At 67.5% G+C, this 23981-nt stretch carries 25 protein-coding genes; 23 read left to right on the top strand and 2 right to left on the bottom strand.

Going from position 1 to position 23981, the window contains the following annotated elements; all coding sequences use genetic code 11:
- Positions 1-134: 134 nt before the first annotated feature.
- Entirely contained in the window at positions 135-1040 is a 906-nt protein-coding gene (locus AAW51_RS23425; RefSeq protein ID WP_047198224.1) for a LysR family transcriptional regulator, read from the top strand.
- Positions 1041-1064: 24 nt separating this feature from the next.
- On the opposite strand, the gene AAW51_RS23420 is transcribed toward AAW51_RS23425, so the two are convergent.
- A complete protein-coding gene (locus tag AAW51_RS23420) occupies positions 1065-2132 on the bottom strand; it encodes an MBL fold metallo-hydrolase (RefSeq protein ID WP_047196543.1) in 1068 nt (355 codons plus the stop codon).
- 41 nt (positions 2133-2173) lie between these two features.
- Here AAW51_RS23420 and AAW51_RS23415 point away from each other — a divergent pair, with 41 nt between their 5' ends.
- The 19 genes from AAW51_RS23415 (at position 2174) to AAW51_RS31415 (ending at position 20411) form a co-directional block, all read left to right on the top strand.
- Entirely contained in the window at positions 2174-2608 is a 435-nt protein-coding gene (locus AAW51_RS23415) for a MerR family transcriptional regulator (protein WP_047196542.1), read from the top strand.
- Between the two features lie 115 nt (positions 2609-2723).
- Positions 2724-3902 (top strand): isovaleryl-CoA dehydrogenase, encoded by a 1179-nt coding sequence (locus tag AAW51_RS23410; protein WP_047196541.1) that lies wholly within the window; start codon positions 2724-2726, stop codon positions 3900-3902.
- A gap of 103 nt (positions 3903-4005) precedes the next feature.
- Entirely contained in the window at positions 4006-4689 is a 684-nt protein-coding gene (can, locus tag AAW51_RS23405; RefSeq protein ID WP_047196540.1) for a carbonate dehydratase, read from the top strand.
- Positions 4689-6539, top strand: a complete 1851-nt coding sequence (gene aceK / locus AAW51_RS23400) for a bifunctional isocitrate dehydrogenase kinase/phosphatase (RefSeq protein WP_083438535.1) — start codon at positions 4689-4691, stop codon at positions 6537-6539. Before can ends, aceK begins: the two co-directional genes overlap by 1 nt.
- Before the next feature lie 76 nt (positions 6540-6615).
- Positions 6616-7794, top strand: a complete 1179-nt coding sequence (locus tag AAW51_RS23395; protein WP_047196539.1) for an acetyl-CoA C-acyltransferase — start codon at positions 6616-6618, stop codon at positions 7792-7794.
- 54 nt (positions 7795-7848) lie between these two features.
- Positions 7849-8304 carry a MaoC family dehydratase gene (locus AAW51_RS23390; protein WP_053013871.1) on the top strand — a complete coding sequence of 152 codons (456 nt, stop codon included), beginning with the start codon at positions 7849-7851 and terminating at the stop codon, positions 8302-8304.
- 58 nt (positions 8305-8362) lie between these two features.
- Complete coding sequence (locus tag AAW51_RS23385; RefSeq protein WP_047196538.1) at positions 8363-9031, top strand: SDR family oxidoreductase; 669 nt, start codon at positions 8363-8365, stop codon at positions 9029-9031.
- A gap of 58 nt (positions 9032-9089) precedes the next feature.
- Complete coding sequence (locus AAW51_RS23380; protein WP_047196537.1) at positions 9090-10220, top strand: acyl-CoA dehydrogenase family protein; 1131 nt, start codon at positions 9090-9092, stop codon at positions 10218-10220.
- Between the two features lie 86 nt (positions 10221-10306).
- Positions 10307-10909, top strand: coding sequence for a 2-hydroxychromene-2-carboxylate isomerase (locus AAW51_RS23375; RefSeq protein WP_047198221.1), 603 nt, complete (start codon positions 10307-10309; stop codon positions 10907-10909).
- A 171-nt stretch (positions 10910-11080) separates the two neighbouring features.
- On the top strand, positions 11081-12703 hold the full coding sequence (locus AAW51_RS23370; RefSeq protein ID WP_047196536.1) for a carboxyl transferase domain-containing protein: 1623 nt from the start codon (positions 11081-11083) through the stop codon (positions 12701-12703).
- Positions 12704-12714: 11 nt separating this feature from the next.
- A complete protein-coding gene (locus tag AAW51_RS23365) occupies positions 12715-13494 on the top strand; it encodes an enoyl-CoA hydratase/isomerase family protein (RefSeq protein WP_157360015.1) in 780 nt (259 codons plus the stop codon).
- A 10-nt stretch (positions 13495-13504) separates the two neighbouring features.
- The gene (locus AAW51_RS23360; protein ID WP_047196535.1) at positions 13505-15496 is read left to right on the top strand and encodes an acetyl/propionyl/methylcrotonyl-CoA carboxylase subunit alpha; all 1992 of its coding nucleotides are present in this window, start codon (positions 13505-13507) and stop codon (positions 15494-15496) included.
- 50 nt (positions 15497-15546) lie between these two features.
- Positions 15547-16470: a hydroxymethylglutaryl-CoA lyase gene (locus AAW51_RS23355; RefSeq protein ID WP_047196534.1), complete on the top strand. Its 924-nt coding sequence runs from the start codon at positions 15547-15549 to the stop codon at positions 16468-16470.
- Positions 16467-16970, top strand: a complete 504-nt coding sequence (locus tag AAW51_RS23350; protein ID WP_047196533.1) for a YbaK/EbsC family protein — start codon at positions 16467-16469, stop codon at positions 16968-16970. The genes AAW51_RS23355 and AAW51_RS23350 overlap by 4 nt, the downstream gene beginning before the upstream one ends.
- 10 nt (positions 16971-16980) lie before the next feature.
- Positions 16981-17193 (top strand): DUF1289 domain-containing protein, encoded by a 213-nt coding sequence (locus AAW51_RS23345; RefSeq protein WP_047196532.1) that lies wholly within the window; start codon positions 16981-16983, stop codon positions 17191-17193.
- A 13-nt stretch (positions 17194-17206) separates the two neighbouring features.
- Positions 17207-17878: a 2-hydroxychromene-2-carboxylate isomerase gene (locus AAW51_RS23340; protein ID WP_047196531.1), complete on the top strand. Its 672-nt coding sequence runs from the start codon at positions 17207-17209 to the stop codon at positions 17876-17878.
- A gap of 196 nt (positions 17879-18074) precedes the next feature.
- Positions 18075-19745, top strand: coding sequence for an MFS transporter (locus tag AAW51_RS23335; RefSeq protein ID WP_047196530.1), 1671 nt, complete (start codon positions 18075-18077; stop codon positions 19743-19745).
- A 22-nt stretch (positions 19746-19767) separates the two neighbouring features.
- Positions 19768-19914: a hypothetical protein gene (locus AAW51_RS30515; RefSeq protein WP_169788075.1), complete on the top strand. Its 147-nt coding sequence runs from the start codon at positions 19768-19770 to the stop codon at positions 19912-19914.
- 32 nt (positions 19915-19946) lie between these two features.
- Complete coding sequence (locus tag AAW51_RS31415) at positions 19947-20411, top strand: helix-turn-helix domain-containing protein (RefSeq protein WP_083438533.1); 465 nt, start codon at positions 19947-19949, stop codon at positions 20409-20411.
- A 36-nt stretch (positions 20412-20447) separates the two neighbouring features.
- Here AAW51_RS31415 and AAW51_RS23325 read toward each other — a convergent pair whose 3' ends face one another.
- Positions 20448-21005, bottom strand: coding sequence for a hypothetical protein (locus AAW51_RS23325; protein WP_047196529.1), 558 nt, complete (start codon positions 21003-21005; stop codon positions 20448-20450).
- 138 nt (positions 21006-21143) lie between these two features.
- Here AAW51_RS23325 and AAW51_RS23320 point away from each other — a divergent pair, with 138 nt between their 5' ends.
- The 3 genes from AAW51_RS23320 (at position 21144) to AAW51_RS23310 (ending at position 23970) form a co-directional block, all read left to right on the top strand.
- Positions 21144-21611 (top strand): hypothetical protein, encoded by a 468-nt coding sequence (locus AAW51_RS23320; protein ID WP_157360014.1) that lies wholly within the window; start codon positions 21144-21146, stop codon positions 21609-21611.
- Between the two features lie 225 nt (positions 21612-21836).
- On the top strand, positions 21837-23435 hold the full coding sequence (locus AAW51_RS23315; RefSeq protein WP_047198218.1) for an OpgD/OpgG family glucan biosynthesis protein: 1599 nt from the start codon (positions 21837-21839) through the stop codon (positions 23433-23435).
- A gap of 91 nt (positions 23436-23526) precedes the next feature.
- Positions 23527-23970: a universal stress protein gene (locus tag AAW51_RS23310; RefSeq protein ID WP_047196527.1), complete on the top strand. Its 444-nt coding sequence runs from the start codon at positions 23527-23529 to the stop codon at positions 23968-23970.
- Positions 23971-23981 lie beyond the last annotated feature (11 nt).

The raw sequence follows: 23981 nt of genomic DNA, 5'->3' as shown, positions 1-23981 counted from the left end.
GCGATCCGAAGGGCCGGCCGCCACGTTGGCCACCGGTGTGAAGATGAGTGTATGCTCGTGCTCATTCATAGTGAAATGAGCAAATGCTCATGCACCAGGCGGCCTGCGGGCCGTCCCTTACCGCAGCGTCGCAGATGACCTTCACACAGCTCCAGGTGTTCGCCACCTTGGCCGAAGCCCGCAATTTCTCACGCGCGGCCACGCTGCTCGGCATCACCCAGTCGGCCGTCAGCCATGCGCTGCGGGGCCTGGAACGCGAACTGGGCGTGAGCCTGTTTTCGCGCGACCGCCTGCAGCCCGAGTTGACGGCTGCTGGCCGGCGTCTGTTGGCGCGCGCGCACGAGATCGGCGCCTTGCACGAAGCCTTGATCCAGGAAGCGAAAGACGCGCGCGGGCTGAACGAGGGAGTGCTGCGCATCGGCTCCTTCGGCTTCACGTCCAGCCTGCGCATCCTGCCCGACCTGCTGGTCGGCTTTCAGGCCCGGCACCCCGGCATCGAGGTCTACATCGACGAAGACGACGACGAGACGGTGGTGCGCTGGCTGGCCGAGCGGCGGGTCGAGATCGGGTTTGTCGTGTTGCCCGACGAGCGCTTCGAAACCCTGGCGCTGGTCGAGGACGAGTTCGTGGTGCTGGTGCCCGAGGGTCATCCGTTGGCCACCCAAGCCACCGTGTCGGCGGCCGACCTCGATGGCCAGCCCTTTGTGATGACCGAGGCCGGCTGTGCCGAGCTGATCCAGGCGCTGCTCGACGCGGCCGGCGCGCGGCCCCGCATCCTCTATCGGTTTCCGCAGCTGTTGTCGATCCTCGGGTTCGTCGCGCGCGGGCTGGCCATCTCGGTCGCCGCACGGCTGGCCCTGCCCGACGATCACCCCGGCATCGTCTATCGCAGCCTCACGCCGCGCGCACCTCGGCGGGTGGGCCTGGCAGTGCGGGACAGCGCCCAGCTGTCGCCCGCCGCGCGGGCCTTCGTCGAACTGGCGCGCGAGATGTATGGGCGCCGCACCGGGCGGCGGTTGGAGCCGCTGGTGCAGGGCTGAGGTCTGTGCCGGGGGGGGCCGGGCTCAGGCTGGCACGAAGCGGTGCACGCCCTCGGCGTCGGTCACGCGCCGCAGCTCGCCGCCGATCCACAAGGCGTGCAAGTGAGCAATCGCCTCGCCGATCGCAAAAGTGGTCTGGTGCAGGTCGAGCTTGCGCTTGAACATCACCGGCAGCAGGTCGGCAGCCGAGCAGGGCGATTGCGCGCAGGCCTGGCGCACCTCGGCAAAACGCTCGTCGTGGTGCGTCAGCAGCTGCTGCACCCGTTCATGCAGGCCACGGAAGGGGCGCCCGTGCGCGGGCAGCACCAGCGTGTCGTGGTGCAGCGGCTCGAGCGCGCGCAGCGAGCGCAAATACAGCGGCAGCGGGTTGCCCTCGGGCTCGACGTCGAACACGCTGACATTGGTCGAGATGCGCGGCAGCAGCATGTCGCCGGAGATCAGCACCTTCAGCTCGTCGCAATAGAGCGACATGTGCTCGGGCGCATGGCCATAGCCGGCGATACAACGCCATCCGTGTGCGCCGATGCGCAGCTCCAGCCCGTCCATCAGGCGGCGGAATTGCGTCGGCACCTGCGGCACCATCGTCGCGTAGTAGTTCGAGCGCGCCCGCACCTTGCCGATCGACTCGGCGTCGTTCAGGCCATGGCTGGCGAAGAAGCGGGCTGCGGCGTCGCCGCCGTAGCCGGTGGTGCTTTGGCTCGCGATACGTGCGGCGTTGAAGTCGGTGGCGCTGATCCACAGCCGGCAGCCCCAACGTTCGGTGAGCCAGTGTGCGAGGCCGATATGGTCGGGATGCATGTGCGTGACGATCACGCGCAGCACCGGCAGGCCGTCGAGTTCGTGCTCGAACACGCGCTCCCAGGCCTCACGCGTGGCGTCGTTGGTGATGCCGCAGTCGACGATGGTCCAGCCTTGTACCGCGCCGTCCGGGCCGTCGGCCTGGTCGCGCAGCAGCCACAGATTGATGTGGTCGAGCGCGAACGGCAGCCCCATGCGCAACCAGCGCACGCCAGGGGCGACTTCGATCGTGTGACCCGGCTCGGGCAGGCGGTCGCCCAGCGGGTATTCCAAACGTTGTTCCAGAGCGTTCATTGGCTACACTTTACGTAAACGTCAATCCAGTATAGGGAACCATGGCTGCTTCTGCTGTCACCGCGGCGTCCACCACGACCGCCACCTACACCATCAGCGAGCTGGCCCGTGAGTTCGACCTGACCACGCGAGCCATTCGCTTCTATGAAGACTGTGGCCTGCTCAGCCCCGGCCGCAGCGGGCCCAGCGGCCGCAGCCGCATCTACACCGCGCGCGACCGCACCCGGTTGAAGCTGACCCTGCGCGGCAAGCGGCTCGGGCTCAGCCTGGCCGAGATCAAGGAACTGGTCGACATGTACGAGTCGCCGCGCGACACGGTGCCGCAGCTGAAGAAGTTTCTCACGGTGCTGGCCACCCATCGCGAGCAGCTCGAACAGCAGATGGCCGACCTGCAGGTGACGCTGGACGAGGTGCGGGCCCACGAGCGCGACACGCGCCGCCTGCTCGGGGAAAGCGAGAAGAAGAAAAAGGTCTGAGGCGGCCGCGGAATCCGTAGAATTGACGTTTACGTCAACGTCAATTGCGCGCCGCCGCAGAGGCCCGGCCATCCGCCCGGCCCTGGCGCTGCGGCCTGTTCCCTGAGAGGCCTACATGCAACTGCCCGGACTCAACTTCCAGCTCGGCGAGGACATCGACGCGCTGCGCGACGCGGTGCGCACTTTCGCCGAGGCCGAGATCGCACCGCGTGCGGCCGAGATCGACCGCAGCGACCAGTTCCCGATGGACCTGTGGCGCAAGATGGGCGAGGTCGGCGTGCTCGGCATCACGGTCGAAGAGACCTATGGCGGCGCCGCGATGGGCTACCTGGCCCACATGATTGCGATGGAGGAAATCAGCCGCGCCTCGGCCTCGGTGGGCCTGAGCTACGGCGCGCATTCGAATCTGTGCGTCAACCAGATCCGCCGCAACGGCAACGAGGCGCAAAAGCGCCGCTACCTGCCCAAGCTGATCAGCGGTGAGCATGTCGGCGCGCTGGCGATGAGCGAGCCGGGCGCCGGCTCGGACGTGGTCAGCATGAAGCTGCGCGCCGAAGACAAGGGCGGCTACTACCTGCTCAACGGCAGCAAGATGTGGATCACCAACGGCCCCGACGCCGACACCCTGGTGGTCTACGCCAAGACCGAGCCCGAACTGAACGCGCAAGGTATCACCGCCTTTCTGATCGAGAAGGGCATGCGCGGCTTCTCGGTGGCGCAAAAGCTCGACAAGCTCGGCATGCGCGGCTCGCACACCGGCGAGTTGGTGTTCGAGAACGTCGAGGTGCCGGCCGACAACGTGCTGGGGCAGGTCAACGGCGGCGCCAAGGTGTTGATGAGCGGGCTGGACTACGAGCGGGCGGTGCTGGCGGCCGGGCCGATCGGCATCATGCAGGCGGTGATGGACAACGTCGTGCCCTACATCCACGACCGGCGCCAGTTCGGCCGCAGCATCGGCGAGTTCCAGCTGGTGCAGGGCAAGGTGGCCGACATGTACACCGTGCTGCAGGCGGCGCGGGCCTTCTGCTACACGGTTGGCAAAAACCTCGACAGCCTGGGCAGCGAACATGTGCGGCAGGTGCGCAAGGACTGCGCCGCGGTGATCCTGTGGTGTGCCGAAAAAGCCACCTGGATGGCCGGCGAGGGGGTGCAGATCTTCGGCGGCAACGGCTACATCAACGACTATCCGTTGGGCCGGCTGTGGCGCGACGCCAAGCTCTACGAGATCGGCGCGGGCACCAGCGAGATCCGGCGCATGCTGATCGGGCGCGAGCTGTACAGCGAGACGGCCTGAGGAAAGGCGGGGCGCGGCCGGCCGTCCCCCCGCCCGTCCCCGGCTTGAAACCGCGCCGAGGGCGCCCGTGCGTACACTTCGCACTGCGAAAAACGGGCACGCCATGACCACACCACTTCAAGACCTCTTCGACAACAACCGAGCCTGGGCCCGCAACATCGAGCAGCGCTCGCCCGGCTTCTTTTCCCGCCTGACCGGTCAGCAGGAGCCGCAATACCTGTGGATCGGCTGCGCCGACAGCCGGGTGCCGGCCAATGAAATCGTCGGGTTGATGCCCGGCGAGCTGTTCGTGCACCGCAACGTCGCCAACGTCGTGGTGCACTCCGATCTCAACTGTTTGTCCGTGATGCAGTTCGCGATCGACCTGCTCAAGGTCAAGCACATCATGGTGGTCGGCCACTACGGCTGCAGCGGCGTCAAGGCGGCGCTGCAGCACACCCGCGTCGGCCTGGCCGACAACTGGCTACGACATGTGCAGGACGTCTGCAACCGCCACCAGGCGTGGCTCGATACGCTGGCCGACGAGACCCAGCGCCACAACGCGCTGTGCGAGCTGAACGTGCTCGAGCAGGCCCTCAACGTGTGCCAGACCACCGTGGTGCGCGACGCCTGGCAACGCGGCCAACAGGTGGTGGTGCACGGCTGGGTCTACGGCGTGCACAACGGCCTGCTGCAAGACCTGCGCATGGTCGTGAACTCGCCCGACGCGCTGCATCCCGCCTACGACGAAGCCCTGGCCAAACTGCGGGAGCGCTACGACCGTCAAGACGTCTCGATGGTGCGTTGATGTTTCCGCAGCTCCTCAACGACAGTCGCGCCTTCGAGATCGCCAAGGCCTTGCTCGAAGGCTTCAACCGCCACTATCGGCTGTTCCGCGAAGCGAGCGCCGCTGCCAAGCAGCGTTTCGAGGCGGCCGACTGGCACGGTCAACAGCGCGCACAGCGCGAGCGGATCGTCTTCTACGACAAGCGCGTCGACGAAGCGGCCGAGCGACTGCAGAGCGAGTTCCAGGCGCACCGGCTGCCGATGGACGTGTGGCAGCAAGTCAAGCTGCACTACATCGGGCTGCTGACCAACCATCTGCAGCCCGAGCTGGCCGAGACCTTCTTCAACTCGGTCACCACCAAGATCCTGCACCGCAGCTACTTCCACAACACCTTCATCTTCGTCCGGCCCGCCATCTCGACCGAGTACATCGAGAACGAGGAACCGGGCTCGCAGCCCACCTACCGCGCCTACTACCCCAACAAGGACACGATGCGCGAGGAGCTGCACCGCATCGTCACCAACTTCCAGCTGCAATGCGAGTTCGACGACCTGTCGCGTGACGTCGACAACATTTTGCGCGCGGTCGCCCATCATTTCGGCGAGATCCGCTTCCGCGCCAATTTCCAGATCCAGGTGCTCAGCTCGCTGTTCTTCCGCAACAAGGGCGCCTACATCGTCGGCAAGATCATCAACGGCTTTCGCGAGACGCCGTTCGCGCTGCCCATCCTGCACAACAGCAAGGGCCGGCTCTACATCGACGCGGCGCTGTTCGGCGAAGACGAGATGCAGATGCTGTTCAGCTTCGCACGCGCCTATTTCCTGGTCGACATGGAGATCCCGGCGGCGTATGTGCACTTCCTGCGCTCGCTGATGCCGCGCAAGCCGCGCTCGGAGATCTACAACGCGCTGGGCCTGCACAAGCAGGGCAAGAACCTGTTCTACCGCGACTTCTTGTTCCACCTGCGCCATTCGAGCGACAAGTTCCGCATCGCGCCGGGCATCAAGGGCATGGTGATGCTGGTGTTCGACCTGCCGTCCTTCCCCTATGTGTTCAAGGTCATCAAGGACTTCTTCCCGCCCCAGAAGGACACCACGCGCGAGCTGATCAAGAGCAAATACCTGCTGGTCAAGTCGCACGACCGGGTTGGGCGGATGGCCGACACGCTGGAGTATTCCAACGTCGCCTTCCCACGCGCGCGTTTCGAAGAAGAGCTGATCGCCGAGCTGAAGCATTTCTGCCCCAGCCTGATCGAGGAAGACCAGAACGACCTGGTCATCAAACACCTCTACATCGAGCGGCGCATGATCCCGCTCAACATCTACCTGGCCGAGGGCACGCCCGAGCAGATCGAGCATGGCGTGATCGAGTACGGCAACGCCATCAAGGACCTGGTGGCCGCCAACATCTTCCCGGGTGACATGCTGTGGAAGAACTTCGGCGTCACGCGCAACGGCAAGGTGGTGTTCTACGACTACGACGAGATCGAATACCTGACCGACTGCAATTTCCGCAAGGTGCCCGAGGCACGGACCGAGGAAGAAGAGCTGTCAGGCGAGATCTGGTATCACGTCGGTCCCAAGGACGTGTTCCCCGAGACCTTCCAGCCCTTTCTGCTCGGCAACGACCGGGTGCGCGAGGTGTTCATGCGCCACCATGCCGACCTGCTCGACCCGGCCTTCTGGCAAGGCCACAAGCAACGCATCCTGGCCGGCCACGTCCACGACGTGTTCCCCTACGATGTCCAGAAGCGCTTCACGCGCGTGCGTCATGGCCGCCCTCACAACGGCAGCGGCAGCAACGGTCTGCTGGTGGGAGACGACGGCGTGCCGGAGACCGACGGTGCGCCTAGCACCTCGGCCGAGGCGTGAGGGGCATGCCGCCGCTGTGTGTGCGATGCAGGCCACAACCGTTCCGATTTTTACTTGCGCTTAAAAGGAGATGACCATGTCTGATGCTATCGTTATTGCGTCGGCGACCCGCACCCCGATGGGCGGCCTGCTCGGTGACCTGTCCGGCCTTGCGGCCTGGGAACTGGGAGCGGTCGCGATCCGTGCCGCCATCGAGCGCGCCGGCGTGCCGGGCGACGCGGTCAACGAAGTGCTGATGGGCAACTGCCTGATGGCGGGCCAGGGTCAAGCGCCGGCGCGTCAGGCGGCGCTCAAGGCGGGGTTGCCACAATCCGCCGGCGCGGTGACGCTGTCCAAGATGTGCGGCTCCGGCATGCGCGCGCTGATGTTCGCGCACGACATGCTGGCCGTGGGCAGTGCCGACGTGATGGTCGCCGGCGGCATGGAAAGCATGAGCAACGCACCGCACCTGTCCTTCGTGCGCAAGGGGGTGAAGTACGGTGCCACGCCCTTCTACGATCACATGGCGATCGACGGCCTGGAAGACGCTTACGAGCGCGGCAAGGCCATGGGCGTGTTTGCCGAAAACTGCGTCTCGAAGTACGCCTTCAGCCGGGAGGCGCAAGACCAGTTCGCGATTGCGTCGACCGAGCGGGCCCTGAAGGCCAACCAGGACGGCAGCTTCGAATGGGAAATGGCGCCGGTGGCCTTGGCCGGCAAAGGTGGCGAGGTGCAGGTGACGCGTGACGAGCAGCCCTTCAAGGCCAAGCTCGACAAAATCCCTGGCCTGAAGCCTGCTTTCAAGAAAGACGGCAGCATCACCGCCGCGACCTCGTCGAGCATTTCCGACGGCGCCGCGGCGTTGGTGCTGATGCGAGAGTCGACCGCCCGCAGCATGGGCGTCACGCCGCTGGCCCGCGTCGTGGCGCACGCCGTTCATGCACAGGCGCCCGAGTGGTTCACGACGGCACCGGTGGGGGCGATCGACAAGGTGTTGAAAAAGGCCGGCTGGTCCGCTGCGGACGTCGATCTCTGGGAGATCAACGAGGCCTTCGCCGCAGTGACCATGGCCGCGATGGCCGAGCACAAATTGCCGCACCAGAAGGTAAATATTCATGGCGGCGCCTGTGCGCTGGGGCACCCAATTGGTGCCAGCGGCGCACGTATCGTCGTGACCCTGCTGGGGGCGTTGCGCAAGCTCGGCCAGAAAAAGGGAGTGGCCGCGCTGTGCATCGGCGGCGGCGAGGCCACGGCGATGGCTTTGGAACTCTATTGAGTTCATCAGGGTGGCGGCACTGGGCCGGTGTCGCCGCCGTATTGGGAGGAAACTTTGAGCGCAGTCGCTGAAAACGAGATCGTCAGACTAGGCGAAACGTTTGGCAAAACCATCCTGTTCACGGTGCAAGACATCGCGGCTTTCGCCGCGGCATGCCAGGACAGCAACCCCTTGCACCGCGACGAGGCCGAAGCGGGCCAGTCGAGGTTCGGCGAGGTGATCGCCAGCGGTCCGCATACGGCATCGATGCTGATGGGCCTGGCCGCGAGCCACTTTTCGCGCCGCAACGACGGCATCAAGCGGCAGATGGTGTGTTTGAATTTCAACTTCGCCTACAAGGCGCCGGTGTACGCCAACGAGGACATCACCATGCACTGGGTGGTCTCGTCGGTCGAGTGGAACCGCAAGCTGGAGGGCTATGTCGTGCTGGTCGACGGTGCCGCGAGCACCCAGCGCTCCGGCGTCGCGGTCGTCGGCCGCGGCACCTTGCTGGTGAAGGAAGTGGCATGAGCGTTGCGCGAGCGTCCGGAGACGCTCGCACCGCGGTGCGTCGCACGGAGGTTGTTCAATGACGGTCCTGGTCGTGGGTGCATCGCGCGGCATCGGTCACGAATTCGCGCGCCAATGGCGCGCCGAAGGCGCCCGGGTGGTGGCCACGGCGCGCGACGAAGCTGGGCTGGCGCGCTTGCGTGAGCTCGGTTGTGAGGCCCTGCCGCTCGACGTGACCGACGCGGCGAGTGTCGCGGGCCTCGGCTGGCGTCTCGACGGCGAGCGCTTCGCGACGGTGGTGGTCAACGCCGGCGTGTACGGCCCGCGCGCCGATGGCCTGGAAGCGCCCAGCGCGGCCGACTTCGACACCGTGATGCACACCAACGTGCTCGGCCCGATGCGCGTGCTGCCGGCGCTGCAAGACCTGCTCGCCCCCGACGCCCGCGTGGCCGTGCTGTCGTCGATCATGGGCTCGATCGGCGGGCGCACCAGCCCCGGCGGCTGGCTGTACCGCGCGTCCAAGGCTGCCCTCAACTCCGTGCTCAAGGACGTGGCACTGACCTGGGCAGCGCGCGGTGTCGTGTGCGTCGCTGTCCACCCCGGCTGGGTCCAGACCGACATGGGCGGTCCCGGCGCCACCCTGACACCCGAACGCAGCGTCGCCGATCTGCGTCGCTTGCTGTCCCGCTTGCAACCCGCCGACAACGGCGGCTTCTTCAACCACGACGGCCACCCCATCCCCTGGTGACCCGCGGCGCCCGCGCGACGTGGGCGCCGCGATCCGTCGTCCCCCGCCGAGTCGTTCCATGCTGTTGAGCCCCGACCACACGATGATCCGCGAGGCTGTGCGCGACTATGCGCAGGCCCAGATCAAGCCCCATGCGGCGCGATGGGACAAAGAGCACCATTTCCCGCGCGAGGTCCACCGCGGCCTGGCCGAGCTGGGGACCTACGGCGTCTGCGTGCCGACCGAGTACGGCGGCGCCGGGCTCGACTACCTGGCGCTGGCCCTGGTGCTCGAAGAAATCGCGGCCGGCGACGGCGGCACCAGCACCGCGGTGAGCGTCAACAACTGCCCTGTGTGCGCCATCCTGATGCGCTACGGCAGCGAGGACCAGAAGCGGCGCTGGTTGGTGCCGCTGGCCCAGGGGCAATGGCTGGGCGCCTTCTGCCTGACCGAGCCGCACGTCGGCTCGGACGCCTCGGCGTTGCGGACCACGGCGGTACGCGACGGCGACGACTACGTGATCGACGGTGTCAAGCAATTCATCACCAGCGGCCGCAACGGCCAGGTCGCGATCGTCATCGCGGTGACCGACAAGGGCGCCGGCAAGCGCGGCATGAGTGCCTTCATCGTGCCGACCGACACTCCCGGCTACCAGGTGGCGCGGCTCGAAGACAAGCTCGGCCAGCACTCGAGCGACACCGCGCAAATCGTCTTCGAACGCTGCCGGGTGCCGGCCGACCACTTGATCGGCGAGCCCGGCGAGGGCTACAAGATCGCCTTGTCGGCGCTCGAAGGCGGCCGTATCGGCATTGCCGCGCAAAGCGTCGGCATGGCGCGCGCGGCGTTCGAGGCGGCGCTCGACTATGCCAAGCAGCGCGAGAGTTTCGGGCGGCCCATCTTCGAACACCAGGCGGTGCAGTTCCGCCTGGCCGAGATGGCCACCGAGGTCGAGGTGGCGCGCCAGATGGTCTGGCATGCGGCCGCGTTGCGCGACGCCGGCCAGCCCTGCTTGAAGGAGGCGGCGATGGCCAAGCTGTTCGCGTCCGAGATGGCCGAGCGGGTGTGCTCGCAAGCCCTGCAGGTCCACGGTGGATACGGCTACGTCACCGACTTTCCGGTCGAGCGCATTTACCGCGATGTGCGCGTCTGCCAGATCTACGAGGGCACGTCCGACGTGCAGAAAATCCTGATCGGGCGCGCCCTGGCGTGACTGGGGGGGCCCACCCAGCAATCCCCATCAGGGCGGGGTTTTCCGCTAGGGGCGCGGTTGACGGGGCGGTCTAGGATGGGGTGATCATGCCGTCCCCGATCGACTTCTATTTCGACTTCTCGTCACCCTACGCCTACATCACGTCCGAGTGGATCGAGGCGCTCGCCGCCCGCCATGGCCGCACCGTACGCTGGCACGCGATCCTGCTCGGCGTCGCGTTCCAGGCCGCGCAGTTGCGGCCACTGACCGATCATCCGATCAAACGCGAGTACGCCTTGCGCGATTTCGCCCGGTCGGCCCGCGCCGAGGGTGTGCCCTTCGTGCAGCCCGAGCCTTTCCCGATTCCCACCCAGAACGCCGCGCGGGTGTTTTGGTGGCTGGCCGAGGCCGATCCGCAGCGGGCGGCGGCCTGGGCGCGCAGCTGCTTCCGGGCCTATTTCGCGCGCGGCGTCCACCTCGCCGATCCCGAGGCGCTGAAGACGCTGGCCGGCGAGTTCGGGCTGGTGCCCGACGAGGCCGAAGCGATCTGGCACGACGCGAAGTGGAAAGAGCGGCTCAAGCACGCCAACGAGGCGGCCGTGGCGGCCGGCGTGTTCGGTGCGCCCTTCATCGTCGTCGACGGCGAGCCGTTTTGGGGCAACGACCGCAAGCAGCAGATCGAGCGCTGGCTCGCGCAAGGCCCCTTCTGAGCCCAACAGCTTCGCCGCCGGATGCGGCGCGCGGCGTCTGAGCGAGGGCAGGGCATGCCGCCTGCGACGACGCACAGGCGAGCCGGCTGGTCACTGCCGGGGAAGTTGCGTAAGATTGACGTTTACGTAAACGTAATACGGAAGCTCCCGAGCTGCCGTCTGCCCGACGCCATGCCTGTTTTCGAATCGAAACTGAACCCACGTGCCGAGGAGTTCAAGGCCAATGCCGCTGCGATGTCGGCCCTGGTCGACGACCTGAACGCCCAGCTGGCGCGCATCGCGCAGGGCGGCGGCGAGGCCGCCCGGGCCAAGCACCTCGCACGCGGCAAGCTGCTGCCGCGCGACCGGGTCGAAAGCCTGCTCGACCCCGGCACCCCCTTCCTCGAGATCGCCCCGCTGGCCGCCTTCGGCATGTACCGCGACAAGGAGGGTCAGGACGCGGCCCCCGGCGCCGGGCTGATCGCCGGCATCGGCCGTGTCAGCGGCGTCGAATGTGTCATCGTCTGCAACGATGCCACGGTCAAGGGCGGCACCTACTACCCGATGACGGTCAAGAAGCACTTGCGGGCCCAGGAGATCGCGCAGCAGAACCGGCTGCCCTGCATCTACCTGGTCGACTCGGGCGGCGCCAACCTGCCCAACCAGGACGAGGTGTTCCCCGACCGCGACCACTTCGGCCGCATCTTCTACAACCAGGCCACCCTCAGCGCCGACGGCATCCCGCAGCTGGCCGTCGTGATGGGCGCCTGCACCGCCGGCGGCGCCTATGTGCCAGCGATGAGCGACGAGACCATCATCGTCAAGGAGCAGGGCACCATCTACCTCGGCGGCCCGCCGCTGGTGAAGGCGGCCACTGGCGAAGTGGTGAGCGCCGAAGACCTGGGCGGTGGCGACGTGCACACGCGGCTGTCGGGGGTGGCCGACCAGCTGGCCCAGAACGACGCCCATGCGCTGGCGTTGGTGCGCGCCTCGGTGGCCCGGCTCAACTGGCGCAAGCCGCAGCCGCTCGCCTGCATCGCGCCGCGCCCGCCGCGTTATGCCGAGCGCGAGTTGTACGGCATCGTGCCGACCGACCCGCGCAAGCCCTTCGACGTGCGCGAGGTCATCGCGCGCATCGTCGACGCGAGCGAGTTCGACGAGTTCAAAGCGCGCTACGGCGCGACGCTGGTGACCGGCTTCGCCCACATCGACGGCATGCCGGTGGGCATCATCGCCAACAACGGCATCTTGTTCGCCGAGAGCGCCAACAAGGGCGCGCACTTCATCGAGCTGTGCTGCCAGCGCAAGATCCCGCTGGTGTTCCTGCAGAACATCACCGGCTTCATGGTCGGGCGCAAATACGAGAACGAGGGCATCGCGCGTGCCGGCGCCAAGATGGTCACGGCCGTCTCGTGTGCCCAGGTGCCCAAGTTCACCGTCATCATCGGCGGCAGCTTCGGCGCCGGCAACTACGGCATGTGCGGGCGCGCCTTCGGCCCGCGGCTGTTGTGGATGTGGCCCAACGCCCGCATCAGCGTGATGGGTGGCGAGCAGGCCGCCAGCGTGCTGGCCACCGTCAAGCGCGACGGCATCGAGGCCAAGGGCGGGCAGTGGAGTGCCGAGGAAGAAGAAGCCTTCAAGGCCCCGATCCGCCAGCAGTACGAAGCGCAGGGCCACCCCTATTACGCGTCGGCCCGCTTGTGGGACGACGGGGTGATCGACCCCGCCGACACGCGGCGCGTGCTGGCGCTGGCGCTCAGCGCCAGCCTCAACGCGCCGATCGCCGACACGCGCTTCGGCGTGTTCCGGATGTGAACGAGGCCACGATGCAGATGCTCGATCTCCAGCGCGACGGTGCCGTCGTGCGTGTGTTCCTGAACCGTCCCGAGGTCCGCAACGCCTTCAACGACGCGACCATCGCCGAGCTGACCCGCACCTTCCAGGACCTGGGTGCTGACGACAGCGTGCGCGCCATCGTCCTCGGCGGCCACGGCAAGGCGTTTTGCGCCGGGGCCGACCTGCACTGGATGCGGGCGATGGCCGACTACACCTGGGAGCAGAACCAGGCCGACGCGACCCGGCTGGCCGAGATGCTGTGGACCCTCTACCGCTGCCCGCACCCCATCGTCGGCCGTGTGCACGGCGATTGTTATGCCGGCGGTGTCGGCCTGGCCGCCGTCTGCGACGTGCTGCTGGCCGCTGACGTCGCGCAGTTCTGCCTGTCGGAGGCCAAGCTGGGGCTGCTGCCGGCCACCATCAGCCCCTATGTCATCCGGGCGATGGGGGCGCGGGCGGCGCAGCGCTATTTCGTCACCGCCGAGCGGTTCCCGGCGGCCGAGGCGCAGCGCATCGGGCTGGTGCACGAGGTGTGCGGGGTGGACACGCTCGACGCGCGTGTGGACACCGTGGTGCAGGCGATTGCGGCGAACGGGCCGCAGGCCGTGAAGGCCAACAAGCGCCTGGTGCAAGACGTTGCCGGCACACCGCTCACCGCCGACTTGCGGGCTGACACCGCACGGCGCATCGCCGATGTGCGCGCCAGCGACGAAGGCCGCGAGGGCCTGCGCGCCTTCCTCGAGAAACGCGCGCCCGCGTGGACGCTCTGAAAGCGAGACGATGTTCAAGAAGATCCTGATCGCCAACCGAGGTGAAATCGCCTGCCGTGTCGCCGCAACGGCACGCCGTCTGGGCGTGCGCACGGTGGCCGTGTACTCCGACGCCGATGCGCAGGCCAAGCACGTCGCCGCCTGCGACGAGGCGGTGCACTTGGGCGGGCCGGCGCCGCGCGACAGCTATCTGCAGATCGAGCGTGTGCTGGCAGCGGCGCGCGCGACCGGCGCCGAGGCCGTGCACCCAGGCTATGGCTTTCTGAGCGAGAACGAGGCCTTCGCGCGTGCCTGCGCCGACGCCGGCCTGGTGTTCATCGGCCCGCCCGCCGCCGCCATCGCCGCGATGGGCAGCAAGGCCGCCGCGAAGTCGTTGATGGAGAAGGCGGGCGTGCCCCTGGTGCCCGGCTACCACGGCGACCGCCAGGAGCCGGAGTTTCTGAAGGCGCAGGCCGAGGCCATCGGCTACCCGGTGCTGATCAAGGCGAGTGCCGGCGGCGGTGGCAAGGGCATGCGCGCGGTGGCCCGGCCCGACGAGTTCGAAGCGGCGCTGGCGTCGTGCAAGCGCGAGGCCAAGGCGAGCTTCGGCGACGACCACGTGCTGGTGGAGCGTTATGTCACGCGGCCGCGCCACATCGAGATCCAGGTGTTCGGCGACCGCCATGGCGGTTATGTCTCGCTGTTCGAGCGCGACTGTTCGGTGCAGCGGCGCCACCAGAAGGTGCTGGAAGAGGCGCCCGCGCCCGGCATGACGCCGGAGCGTCGCGCACAGATGGGCGAGGCGGCGGTGGCCGCGGCCCGCGCGGTGGGTTATGTCGGCGCCGGCACGGTGGAGTTCATCGCGGAACAAGACGGGCGGTTCTACTTCATGGAGATGAACACGCGGCTGCAGGTCGAGCACCCGGTGACGGAGGCCGTCATCGGCCACGACCTGGTCGAGTGGCAGCTGCGCGTGGCGGCCGGCGAGCCCTTGCCGGTGGCCCAGCACGAGTTGCGCCTTCGCGGCCATGCCATCGAGGCGCGCCTCTGTGCCGAGAACCCCGAGGCGCAGTTCCTGCCCGCCACCGGCCGGCTGCAGGTGTTCCGTACGCCGGCGTCGGCCACCGAATTCGCGGTGGCCCCCGTGCGGCTGGACGCCGGTGTGCGCGAAGGCGACGCGATCTCGCCGTACTACGACTCGATGATCGCCAAGCTGATCGTCTGGGGCGAGGACCGGGCGCAGGCGCTGGCCCGCCTCGACCAGGCGCTGGGCCAGACGCACATCGTCGGCCTGCACACCAATTTGGCCTTCTTGCGGCGGGTCGTGCGCAGCCGCTCGTTTGCGCAGGCCGACCTGGACACCGCCCTGATCGAGCGCGAACGCGAGGCGCTGTTCGGCGCCCCTGCACTCGACCTCGGCTGTGCCACGGCGGGGGTGGCGGCCTTGGCCTTGCAGGAGGACGCGGGCAGCGAAACGACCGATCCCTGGTCGCGCCGTGACGGCTGGCGGATGCACGGCGCGGCGCGCCGCCGCCTCGACCTGGAGCTGGCGGGCCAGCGCCACACGGCGACGCTCGAATACCGGCGCGACGGCCTCTACCTGCAGCTGCCCGGCGACGAGACCGGGCAGCCGCTGCGCACGCGGTCGCTGGGCGACGACCGCTACGACGTGACGCTGGGCGAGCACCGCTGGACACTGGCCGTCTACCGGCATGGCGACCACATCGCCGTCTACGCCCCCGACGGCAGCACCAGCCTCACCTGGCACGACACGATCGCGCATGCGGCCGACGCCGCGCACGACAGCGGCCGTCTGACGGCGCCCATGCCGGGCAAGCTGATCGCGCTGCACGTGCAGGCCGGGCAAACGGTCCGTCGCGGCCAGGCGCTGGCCGTGATGGAAGCGATGAAGATGGAACACGTTATCGTCGCGCCGGCCGACGGTGTGGTCGAGGAACTGCTGTTTCGCGTCGGCGACCAGGTAGCCGAAGGCGCCGAGCTGCTGCGGCTCAAGGCGGCCTGACGCCGCGGCACAATGCAGCATCCCGTGAAGACCCAGATGGAGCTTTGCCGATGATTCCCCACCAGGTGCGACTGGTCGAGGTGGGCCCGCGCGACGGCCTGCAAAACGAGAAGCAACCCGTCGCCGCGGCCGACAAGATCGACCTGGTGCACCGGCTGCAGGCGGCCGGTGTGCGCGAGATCGAGGTCACCAGCTTCGTCAGCCCCAAGTGGGTACCGCAGATGGCCGACAACACCGAGGTGATGGCCGGCCTGCAGCGCCGGCCCGGCGTGCGCTACTCGGTGCTGACGCCCAACATGAAAGGCCTGGAGGCGGCGCTCGCCAGCCGGCCCGACGAGATCGTCGTCTTCGGTGCCGCCAGCGAAGCCTTCAGCCAGCGCAATATCAACTGCTCCATCGCCGAGTCGATCGAGCGGTTCCAGCCGGTGGTGCAAGCCGCGCATGCGCACGGCATCAAGGTGCGCGGCGCGGTGTCGTGCGCGCTCGGCTGCCCCTATCAGGGTGAGGTGTCGGCCGACGAGGTCGAACGTGTGGCCCGCTTGATGCGCGAGATCGGTGTCGACCACCTCGGCGTGGCCGACACCATCGGCGTCGGCACACCCAAGCGGGTGCAGCGGGCGATGGAGCGCGCCTTGCGCCATTACCCGCTGTCCGAGGTCAGCGGCCATTTCCACGACACCTACGGCCAGGCGCTGGCCAACATCTACGCCTGTTTGGAACTGGGCGTGGCGACCTTCGACGCCAGCGTCGCCGGCCTCGGCGGCTGCCCCTATGCCAAGGGCGCCACCGGCAACGTCGCGACCGAAGACGTGGTGTTCTTGCTACAGGGCCTGGACATCGACAGCGGTGTCGACCTCGACCGGCTGGTCGACGCCGGTGCCTTCATCTCCGGCGTGCTGGGCCGCAAGCCCGTCTCGCGGGTCGGCAATGCCGTGCTCGCCAAACGCCCGTCCTTGCAGGAGTCTGCCGCATGAGTTCGTCCTTCCCGCCCGCCGAGACGCAAGACCTGCCGGAAGGCTATCGGCGCGTGGCCGAGGTGTTGCAGCAGCTGGGCCACCCGCATGCGCCGCAGTTTCTCGACGTGCCGGCGCGCACCGCGCAGGAGGCGGCCGAGGTGCTGGGCCTGGCCGTGGGCCAGATCGCCAAGAGTGTGGTGTTCCGGCGCAAGAGCGACGACCTCGCGGTGCTGGTCGTCACGTCGGGCGACAAGCGTGTCGATGAACGTAAGGTGGCTGCGTTGGCGGGGCCCATCGGGCGTGCCGATGCCGAGTTCGTCAAGAGCCGCACCGGCTTCACGATCGGTGGCGTGTCGCCGGTGGCCCACCTGACCCCGCCGGTCATGCTGATCGACCGCGAGCTGTTCCGCTTCGACGAGGTGTGGGCGGCGGCCGGGCACCCCAAGGGCGTGTTCAAGGTTGCACCGCAAGCCCTGGTGCAGCTCACCGGCGCGCCGGTGGCCGACGTCACGGCCTGATGGTCCGCCCATGCCTCCGTCCAGCCCCGCCACCGGCGTGCCCAGCCCCTGCGTCAACGTGTGCCGCATCAACCCGCGCACCGGCTGGTGTGAAGGTTGTGCCCGCACGCTGGACGAGATCGCCGCCTGGTCGACGATGAGCGACGCCGACAAGCAGCGCGTCTGGTCGCGTTTGCCACAGCGGCGGGCGGTCGACGAAGGTGTGCCGCCGCCGACCTTGTGAGCCGGAGCCGACCATGCACGCGCTGCGCTTCTACTTCGATTTCGTCTCGCCCTATGCCTATCTGGCCTTCGAGACGCTGCCGCAGGCGCTGCAGGGCTGCTCGGTGCAGGTGAGCTATCAGCCCGTGCTGTTCGCCGGTTTGCTGCAGCACCACGGGCAGCTCGGTCCGGCCGAGATCGAGCCCAAGCGGCTCTGGACCTATCGCCACGTGGCCTGGCAGGCGCGGCAGCTGGGCGTGCCGCTGCAGTTGCCCGCCGCGCATCCGTTCAACCCGCTGCCCTTGCTGCGGCTGGCACTGGCCTGCGCCCCGGCGGGCGGGCTGCCGAACCGCTATGTCTGCGAGACGATCTGGCGCCACGTTTGGCGCTCCGGTCGCGCGGCCGACGATGCCGAAACACTGGCGGCGCTGACCGCCGGTTTGGCGCCGCAGCGCGACCCGAACGGCGCAGACGTCAAGCAAGCGCTGCGGGCCGCCACCGAGGCGGCAGCGCAACGGGGCGTGTTCGGCGTGCCGACGGTCGAGGCCGGGGAGCGATTGTTCTGGGGCCTGGACGCGCTCGACATGCTGCGCGCCGCGGTGCAGGGTGACCCGTGGTTCACGGGCCCGGACTGGGACGAGGCGAGCACGGTGCCCTTGGGCACGGTGCCCCTGGGCGCGAGCCGACGGCGCCGGTCGGAGCCGTGACGTCTGTATGCTCGTTTGCCCTAGCTCGAGCCGCATTTCTCTCCGGTGTTTCACATCAAGAAACAAGGGCCTAGGGTTCGACCTTAATTTGTCAGCCAGCGTTGGGTGCGCGTCAGCGCGCGGTCAGAGCCCGCGCTGATAGTCGCCGGCACTGCCGCACCCCGCGGCATTCCAACCCTGACCGGAGAGACACAGCATGGCAGTGACGATGGCGGCCCAGGCGCCCGTGCGAGCGGCGCCGATGACAAAGGAGGAGAAGAAGGTCATCTTCGCCTCTTCGCTCGGCACGGTATTCGAGTGGTACGACTTCTATCTCTACGGCTCGCTCGCGCCCATCATCGCGGCCCAGTTCTTCTCCGGCCTCGACCCCACGTCGGCCTTCATCTTCGCGCTGCTGGCGTTCGCCGCCGGCTTCATCGTGCGCCCCTTCGGCGCGCTGGTGTTCGGCCGCCTGGGCGACATGATCGGCCGCAAGTACACCTTCTTGGTGACGATCTTGTTGATGGGCCTGTCGACCTTCATCGTCGGCATCCTGCCCACCTATGCCTCGATCGGCGTTGCGGCGCCGGTGGTGCTGATCGCGTTGCGGCTGCTGCAGGGTCTCGCGCTCGGCGGTGAATACGGCGGTGCCGCGACCTATGTCGCCGAGCACGCGCCCAACGGCCGCCGCGGCGCCTACACCGCGTGGATCCAGACCACCGCGACGCTGGGCCTGTTCCTGTCGCTGATGGTCATCCTCGGCACCCGTTTGCTGCTGGGCGAAGACACGTTCAAGGAGTGGGGCTGGCGTGTGCCCTTCATCCTGTCGATCGCGCTGCTGGCCATCTCGGTGTGGATCCGCATGAGCATGAACGAGTCGCCGGCCTTCCAGAAGATGAAGGCCGAAGGCAAGACGTCGAAGGCGCCGCTGTCCGAATCGTTCGGCCAGTGGAAGAACCTGAAGATCGTCATCCTCGCGCTGCTCGGCATGGTGGCCGGCCAGGCGGTGGTCTGGTACACCGGGCAGTTCTATGCGCTGTTCTTCCTGACCCAGGCGCTCAAGGTCGACGCGGCGACCGCCAACGTGCTGGTGGCCGTCTCCCTGCTGATCGGCACGCCCTTCTTCGTGGTGTTCGGATCGCTGTCGGACAGGATCGGCCGCAAGCCCATCATCCTGGCCGGCTGCCTGATCGCCGCCGCCACCTACTTCCCGCTGTTCAAGGCGCTGACCGAAGCCGCCAACCCCGACCTGGCGCGTGCCCAGGCCAACGCACCAGTGTCGCTGGTGGCCGATCCGAAGGAGTGCTCGTTCCAGTTCAACCCGACCGGCACGGCCAAGTTCACCAGCTCTTGCGATGTTGCCAAGCAGCTGCTGGCGGCCAACTCGGTGAACTATGAAACCGTCGACGGCAGCGGCACCGCGGTGATCAAGGTGGGCGACAAGAACATCGAGTCGTACGACGCCTCGGCCCTCAGCGGCGACGCGTTGAAAGCGCGTGATGCCGAGTTCAAGAAGACCGTCACCGGCGCGATCAAGGACGCCGGCTACCCCGCCAAGGCCGACCCGGCCAAACTCAACAAGCCGATGATCGTCGCGATCCTGACGCTGCTGGTGATCTACGTGACGATGGTCTACGGCCCGATCGCTGCGATGCTGGTCGAGATGTTCCCGACCCGCATCCGCTACACCTCGATGAGCCTGCCGTACCACATCGGCAACGGCTGGTTCGGCGGCCTGCTGCCCACCATCTCGTTCGCGATCGTGGCGCAGACGGGCAACATCTACAACGGCCTGTGGTACCCGATCATCGTCGCGCTGGCGACGGTCGTGATCGGCGCGCTGTTCGTGCGCGAGACCAAGGACCGCGACATCTTCGCGAACGACTGACCCCGCGAAAGGAAAGCAGAACATGTGGAAGATCCTGGCCGGTTTCGCCGTCTTTGCCGCGGCCGCCATCGTGCTGCTGATGAATGGCGGCGACATCGACATGAGCGGTGAGAAGCACGGCGCCGACGCTACCCACGCGCCGGCGGCGGAGGGCGCGGCCAGCCAGTAGCAGCCAGCGCCAGCCGGTGGACCGGCGCGAGTATGAAGGCCCGGTGCGTGCACCGGGCCTTTTCATTTGCGCGGCAACATCGATCCGGCCGCTTGGACCTTCGGCCCGCCGCCCCGCCGGCCCCATCATCTCGGTCTTCCTCCCTCGTTAAGCCGATAGGATTGATGACGGAGCAGCGGCACAACGGAGTCGCGAGCGATTCTTACGAACAACATATGGACGTCGTTGAGGCTTTTGGAGCTGTAGTGCGAGCAGAGCGGCAGCACCGCGAGCTGACGCAGAGCGACCTCGCCTTGCGTTCAGGCCTGCACCTGCAATACGTCAGCAAGGTGGAGCGAGGGCAGTCCGTGCCCAGTCTCACGACTGTTTTTGCGTTGGCAGATGCTCTCGATCTGTCCGTGCCTGCCCTCATGGAGAGGGTGGTCCAGAAGATCTCGTCTGGGCGACATGCGCGAAAGCAAAGATTGCGGCTGTCGTTTCAATTGCCGTCCGTTTGACGCCACGTCCGCAAAGCAGGCGGTAGGGGCGTGAGGTCAGTCGCGTTGCACGACGACCTGCTCGTAGCATTCCGACAGGTCGCCATCGTTGCACCACAAGCAACCGTTCGCATGCAGGTAGACCGGGTGCTTGTGACATCGCTCGAACGTGGCCGGTGCACGCCCCCCGTTGTAGCCCCACACGATCGCCTCGTCTCGGCAGGCATGCTGAGGCGAGAATTGCGCCACGAGCTGCCCCAGCGTACCGAGCGGACGTAGCAGCGGGCGAAAGTCTTCCTCGTCGCCCGGTGCCATAAAAAGGTCCCAACAGACACGCGATCGGCCGGCGTCGACGATCTCCTGCAGAAATGCCTTCTGCTCATCGATCCTGGCGTCGACCCACGGCAGGGTTCCCACGTCGCGCCCTTCCGCCAAGCTGCCCCAAACGCGCCGGTCGAGCGAGGCGAGCCACACCGCGAGCGTGCGCTGCTCATCGCTGCGGGCGAGGCGTGAGGCAACGGCCGCGACAAGCGGGACGAACCAGTAAGCCCAATGGGGGGTCATCGCCACCGGGGGCAGATCGGGGCGGGCTCTATAGCGAAAGACGGTGGTCATGATCTCGGCTTGTGCAGGATGGCTCGCCCATTTTCATACTGGCCGGCTAAGATGAACCGGGTTTCGATCTGATCGCTGCACTCCCCAATGGCTCGCCTCAAGACCACACTCCGCCCCGACAGGCAATGGCAGAGAACGGTGGAGTACCTCGACCTCTTGCATCGACAGTACTACTCGGCGGCCGCCAATTGGGCCCGGTGGCGCAACTGGCCGATGGAGGCCGTGAAGATCGGAGATCAGAAGCGAGTTCTGAGCGAGGCGATGATGCGGGAGGTCTGGCGCAACCGACTGCAGGACGGGCCGCTGATCGACGACCCACAATGGGCCCTGGGCCTCGTCGTGCGCCCGCATCGACTGGCCCTCGTAGGTGATGTCTTCCGGGTCACGCTTTGGAATGGAATGATGGAGCGGTTTGCCGTCACCGGCGTTTCTGGCAAGGGCGCCAGGCTGCGCAATTTCCACGTCAAACTCCATCGCGAGTCGCAAAGAGGCGGCTCCTTGGCGATCCACGATCTTCCGGATGATCTCATCGGGTACCGGTGGGATCATCCGGACGTTGGTCGATTCGTCGACGCCTTACGCGCAAGGGTCTCCGCGGTCGGGTAGGCGCGTGTAGCCCGACACCTCTGACGCTGCTACCCCGGGCGCACCGCTGCGCTCGTTCGCACTTCGTGTCACGAAAGTTGCGAGGTGTAGAAATTTGCGTCTTGCAATTGACCGGTACCATGCACCGACCTTCCTCGCGGCCTGCTTCGGCCTGCCCGGATTGGCGCGCGCTTGTCTGCGGTGTCGATGCGGCCGCCCGTGTCCAACCCCGCTGCCGACTGTCACGTGCAAAGAAGACGCTTTCTCGCCCATACCAGCAAAGCGGCCGGCCTCGCCGCCCTTGCACCCACCACCCCCTGGTTCTCGCTGGCCGCTCACGCGGCCGAAATGCAGTCGATCGGCAAGCCTCAGGCGTTCGACTACGCCTGGCTGAAGGGCCTTGCGCGTTCGCTCGCGGCCAAGGCCTACCAGCCGCCGCGCAACACGCTGCCCAAGCAGATCGAGTCGCTCGACTGGGACCAGTACCAGGCCCTGCGCTTCCGCAAGGACCACGCGCTGTGGCGTGACGACCAACTGCGCTTCCAGGCCCAGTTCTTCCACCTGGGCTTGTTCTTCAAGTCGCCGGTGCGCATCTACGAACTGGCCGACGGCCAGGCCCGCGAACTGGCCTACGACCCGACCATGTTCGACCCCGGCAAGAGCGGCGTGAAGCCCGGCAGCCTGCCGGCCGATCTCGGCTTCGCCGGCTTCCGGCTCAACTTCCACACCGACCTCGAACGCGACATCGCCGCCTTCCTCGGCGCGAGCTATTTCCGCGCCGTGGGCGGCGAATGGCAGTACGGCCAGTCGGCGCGGGGCCTTGCGATCGACTCCGGCATGCCACGCCCGGAGGAGTTCCCCAACTTCACCGCCTTCTGGCTGGAAAAGCCGGCGCCGCAGTCCAACACGGTGACGGTGTATGCGCTGCTCGACTCGCCCAGCATCGCCGGCGCCTACCGCTTCATGATCACGCCGGGCGACACGCAGGTGATGGACATCGATGCCGCCTTGTATCCGCGCAAGACCATCGAGCGGTTGGGCATCGCGCCGTGCACCAGCATGTTCCAGTTCGGCGAGAACGACAAACGCATGGCCAACGACTGGCGGCCCGAGATCCACGACACCGACGGTTTGTCGATGTGGACCGGCAGCGGCGAGTGGATCTGGCGCCCGCTCACCAACCCGGCTGCGCTGCGCTTCAACGCCTTCCAGGACCAGAACCCGCGTGGCTTCGGCTTGTTGCAGCGCGACCGTGACTTCAACAACTACCAGGACGACGGCGTGTTCTACGACAAGCGGCCGTGCTTGTGGGTCGAGCCGAAGTCGGGCTGGGGTGCCGGCTCGGTGCAACTGATCGAGATCCCGACCATCGACGAAACCTTCGACAACATCGTCGCGTTCTGGAACCCGGCCGCCAAGCCGCAGCCCGGCCAGGAACTGCTGTTCGGCTACCGGCTGTACTGGGGCGCCCAGCCGCCGGCGCGCCCGCCGCTGGCGCAATGTGTGGCGACACGCACCGGCCTAGGCGGCATCGTCGGGCAGCCGCGCAAGTACTTCTCGTGGCGCTTCGCGGTCGACTTCGCCGGCGGCGACCTGTCGCTGCTGGGCAAAGACTCCAAGGTCGAGCCGGTCATCACCGCGTCGCGCGGCAAGATCGAGATCACCTCGGCGCGGCCGCAAGGCGCGATCAACGGCTACCGCGCGATGTTCGACCTGCGGCCCACCGACAACAGCACCGAGCCGATCAACCTGCGCATGTATCTGCAGTGCGACGGCCAGCCGCTGACCGAAACCTGGATCTACCAGTGGGTGCCGCCGCCGCCGGCCGAGCGCAAGTTCGCTTGACGCAGCTCAAGCGGCCGGCCAGGTGAGGTCGTAGAGTCTGGGGGCGCTGCGGTCCTGCCGCGGCGCGCCTTGCCGCCCGGAGGACCCCCCCATGTTCCAGCACCTGTTGGTGCCGCTCGCCGGCGACGAGTTGTCGCCCCGCGCCATGAAGGCCAGTGTCGAGTTGGCCCGCAAGCTCGGCGCCGCGGTGACCGGCTTCATTGCCGAGCCGACCGCGGCGCCGATCGCCACCGGCCATTCCGCCGCGAGCGCGATGCAGGCCGTCGAAGATCAACGGCTGCTCGCCGCCGCACACGCCCAAGACCTGATGGCCAGTTTCGCCGCCACGGCCGCCGCCGCCGGCGTGCCCTTCCAGGCCTTCCATACCAGCATCCAGCCGGTCGGCACCGCCATCGTCGAAGCGGCCCACCGCCTCGGCTGCGACCTCATCGTGATGGTCACCCACGGCCGCGGCCGCGTCGGCCGTCTGCTGTACGGCTCCCGCACCCAGGACGTGCTGGCGCGCAGCGACATCCCGGTGCTGATCCTGCGCTGACGTCAGGGTCT

The organism is Caldimonas brevitalea, assembly GCF_001017435.1.
GTDB classification, from domain to species: domain Bacteria; phylum Pseudomonadota; class Gammaproteobacteria; order Burkholderiales; family Burkholderiaceae_C; genus Caldimonas; species Caldimonas brevitalea.
This window is presented reverse-complemented; position numbering and strand designations above follow the sequence as displayed.

Bases quoted from the DNA above. Each gene is read 5' to 3' on its own strand.
- AAW51_RS23425 (WP_047198224.1), top strand. From the start codon at position 135: ATGACCTTCACACAGCTCCAGGTGTTCGCCACCTTGGCCGAAGCCCGC.
- AAW51_RS23420 (WP_047196543.1), bottom strand. From the start codon at position 2,132: ATGAACGCTCTGGAACAACGTTTGGAATACCCGCTGGGCGACCGCCTG.
- AAW51_RS23415 (WP_047196542.1), top strand. From the start codon at position 2,174: ATGGCTGCTTCTGCTGTCACCGCGGCGTCCACCACGACCGCCACCTAC.
- AAW51_RS23410 (WP_047196541.1), top strand. From the start codon at position 2,724: ATGCAACTGCCCGGACTCAACTTCCAGCTCGGCGAGGACATCGACGCG.
- can (WP_047196540.1), top strand. From the start codon at position 4,006: ATGACCACACCACTTCAAGACCTCTTCGACAACAACCGAGCCTGGGCC.
- aceK (WP_083438535.1), top strand. From the start codon at position 4,689: ATGTTTCCGCAGCTCCTCAACGACAGTCGCGCCTTCGAGATCGCCAAG.
- AAW51_RS23395 (WP_047196539.1), top strand. From the start codon at position 6,616: ATGTCTGATGCTATCGTTATTGCGTCGGCGACCCGCACCCCGATGGGC.
- AAW51_RS23385 (WP_047196538.1), top strand. From the start codon at position 8,363: ATGACGGTCCTGGTCGTGGGTGCATCGCGCGGCATCGGTCACGAATTC.
- AAW51_RS23380 (WP_047196537.1), top strand. From the start codon at position 9,090: ATGCTGTTGAGCCCCGACCACACGATGATCCGCGAGGCTGTGCGCGAC.
- AAW51_RS23375 (WP_047198221.1), top strand. From the start codon at position 10,307: ATGCCGTCCCCGATCGACTTCTATTTCGACTTCTCGTCACCCTACGCC.
- AAW51_RS23370 (WP_047196536.1), top strand. From the start codon at position 11,081: ATGCCTGTTTTCGAATCGAAACTGAACCCACGTGCCGAGGAGTTCAAG.
- AAW51_RS23365 (WP_157360015.1), top strand. From the start codon at position 12,715: ATGCAGATGCTCGATCTCCAGCGCGACGGTGCCGTCGTGCGTGTGTTC.
- AAW51_RS23360 (WP_047196535.1), top strand. From the start codon at position 13,505: ATGTTCAAGAAGATCCTGATCGCCAACCGAGGTGAAATCGCCTGCCGT.
- AAW51_RS23355 (WP_047196534.1), top strand. From the start codon at position 15,547: ATGATTCCCCACCAGGTGCGACTGGTCGAGGTGGGCCCGCGCGACGGC.
- AAW51_RS23350 (WP_047196533.1), top strand. From the start codon at position 16,467: ATGAGTTCGTCCTTCCCGCCCGCCGAGACGCAAGACCTGCCGGAAGGC.
- AAW51_RS23345 (WP_047196532.1), top strand. From the start codon at position 16,981: ATGCCTCCGTCCAGCCCCGCCACCGGCGTGCCCAGCCCCTGCGTCAAC.
- AAW51_RS23340 (WP_047196531.1), top strand. From the start codon at position 17,207: ATGCACGCGCTGCGCTTCTACTTCGATTTCGTCTCGCCCTATGCCTAT.
- AAW51_RS23335 (WP_047196530.1), top strand. From the start codon at position 18,075: ATGGCAGTGACGATGGCGGCCCAGGCGCCCGTGCGAGCGGCGCCGATG.
- AAW51_RS30515 (WP_169788075.1), top strand. From the start codon at position 19,768: ATGTGGAAGATCCTGGCCGGTTTCGCCGTCTTTGCCGCGGCCGCCATC.
- AAW51_RS31415 (WP_083438533.1), top strand. From the start codon at position 19,947: ATGAAGGCCCGGTGCGTGCACCGGGCCTTTTCATTTGCGCGGCAACAT.
- AAW51_RS23325 (WP_047196529.1), bottom strand. From the start codon at position 21,005: ATGACCACCGTCTTTCGCTATAGAGCCCGCCCCGATCTGCCCCCGGTG.
- AAW51_RS23310 (WP_047196527.1), top strand. From the start codon at position 23,527: ATGTTCCAGCACCTGTTGGTGCCGCTCGCCGGCGACGAGTTGTCGCCC.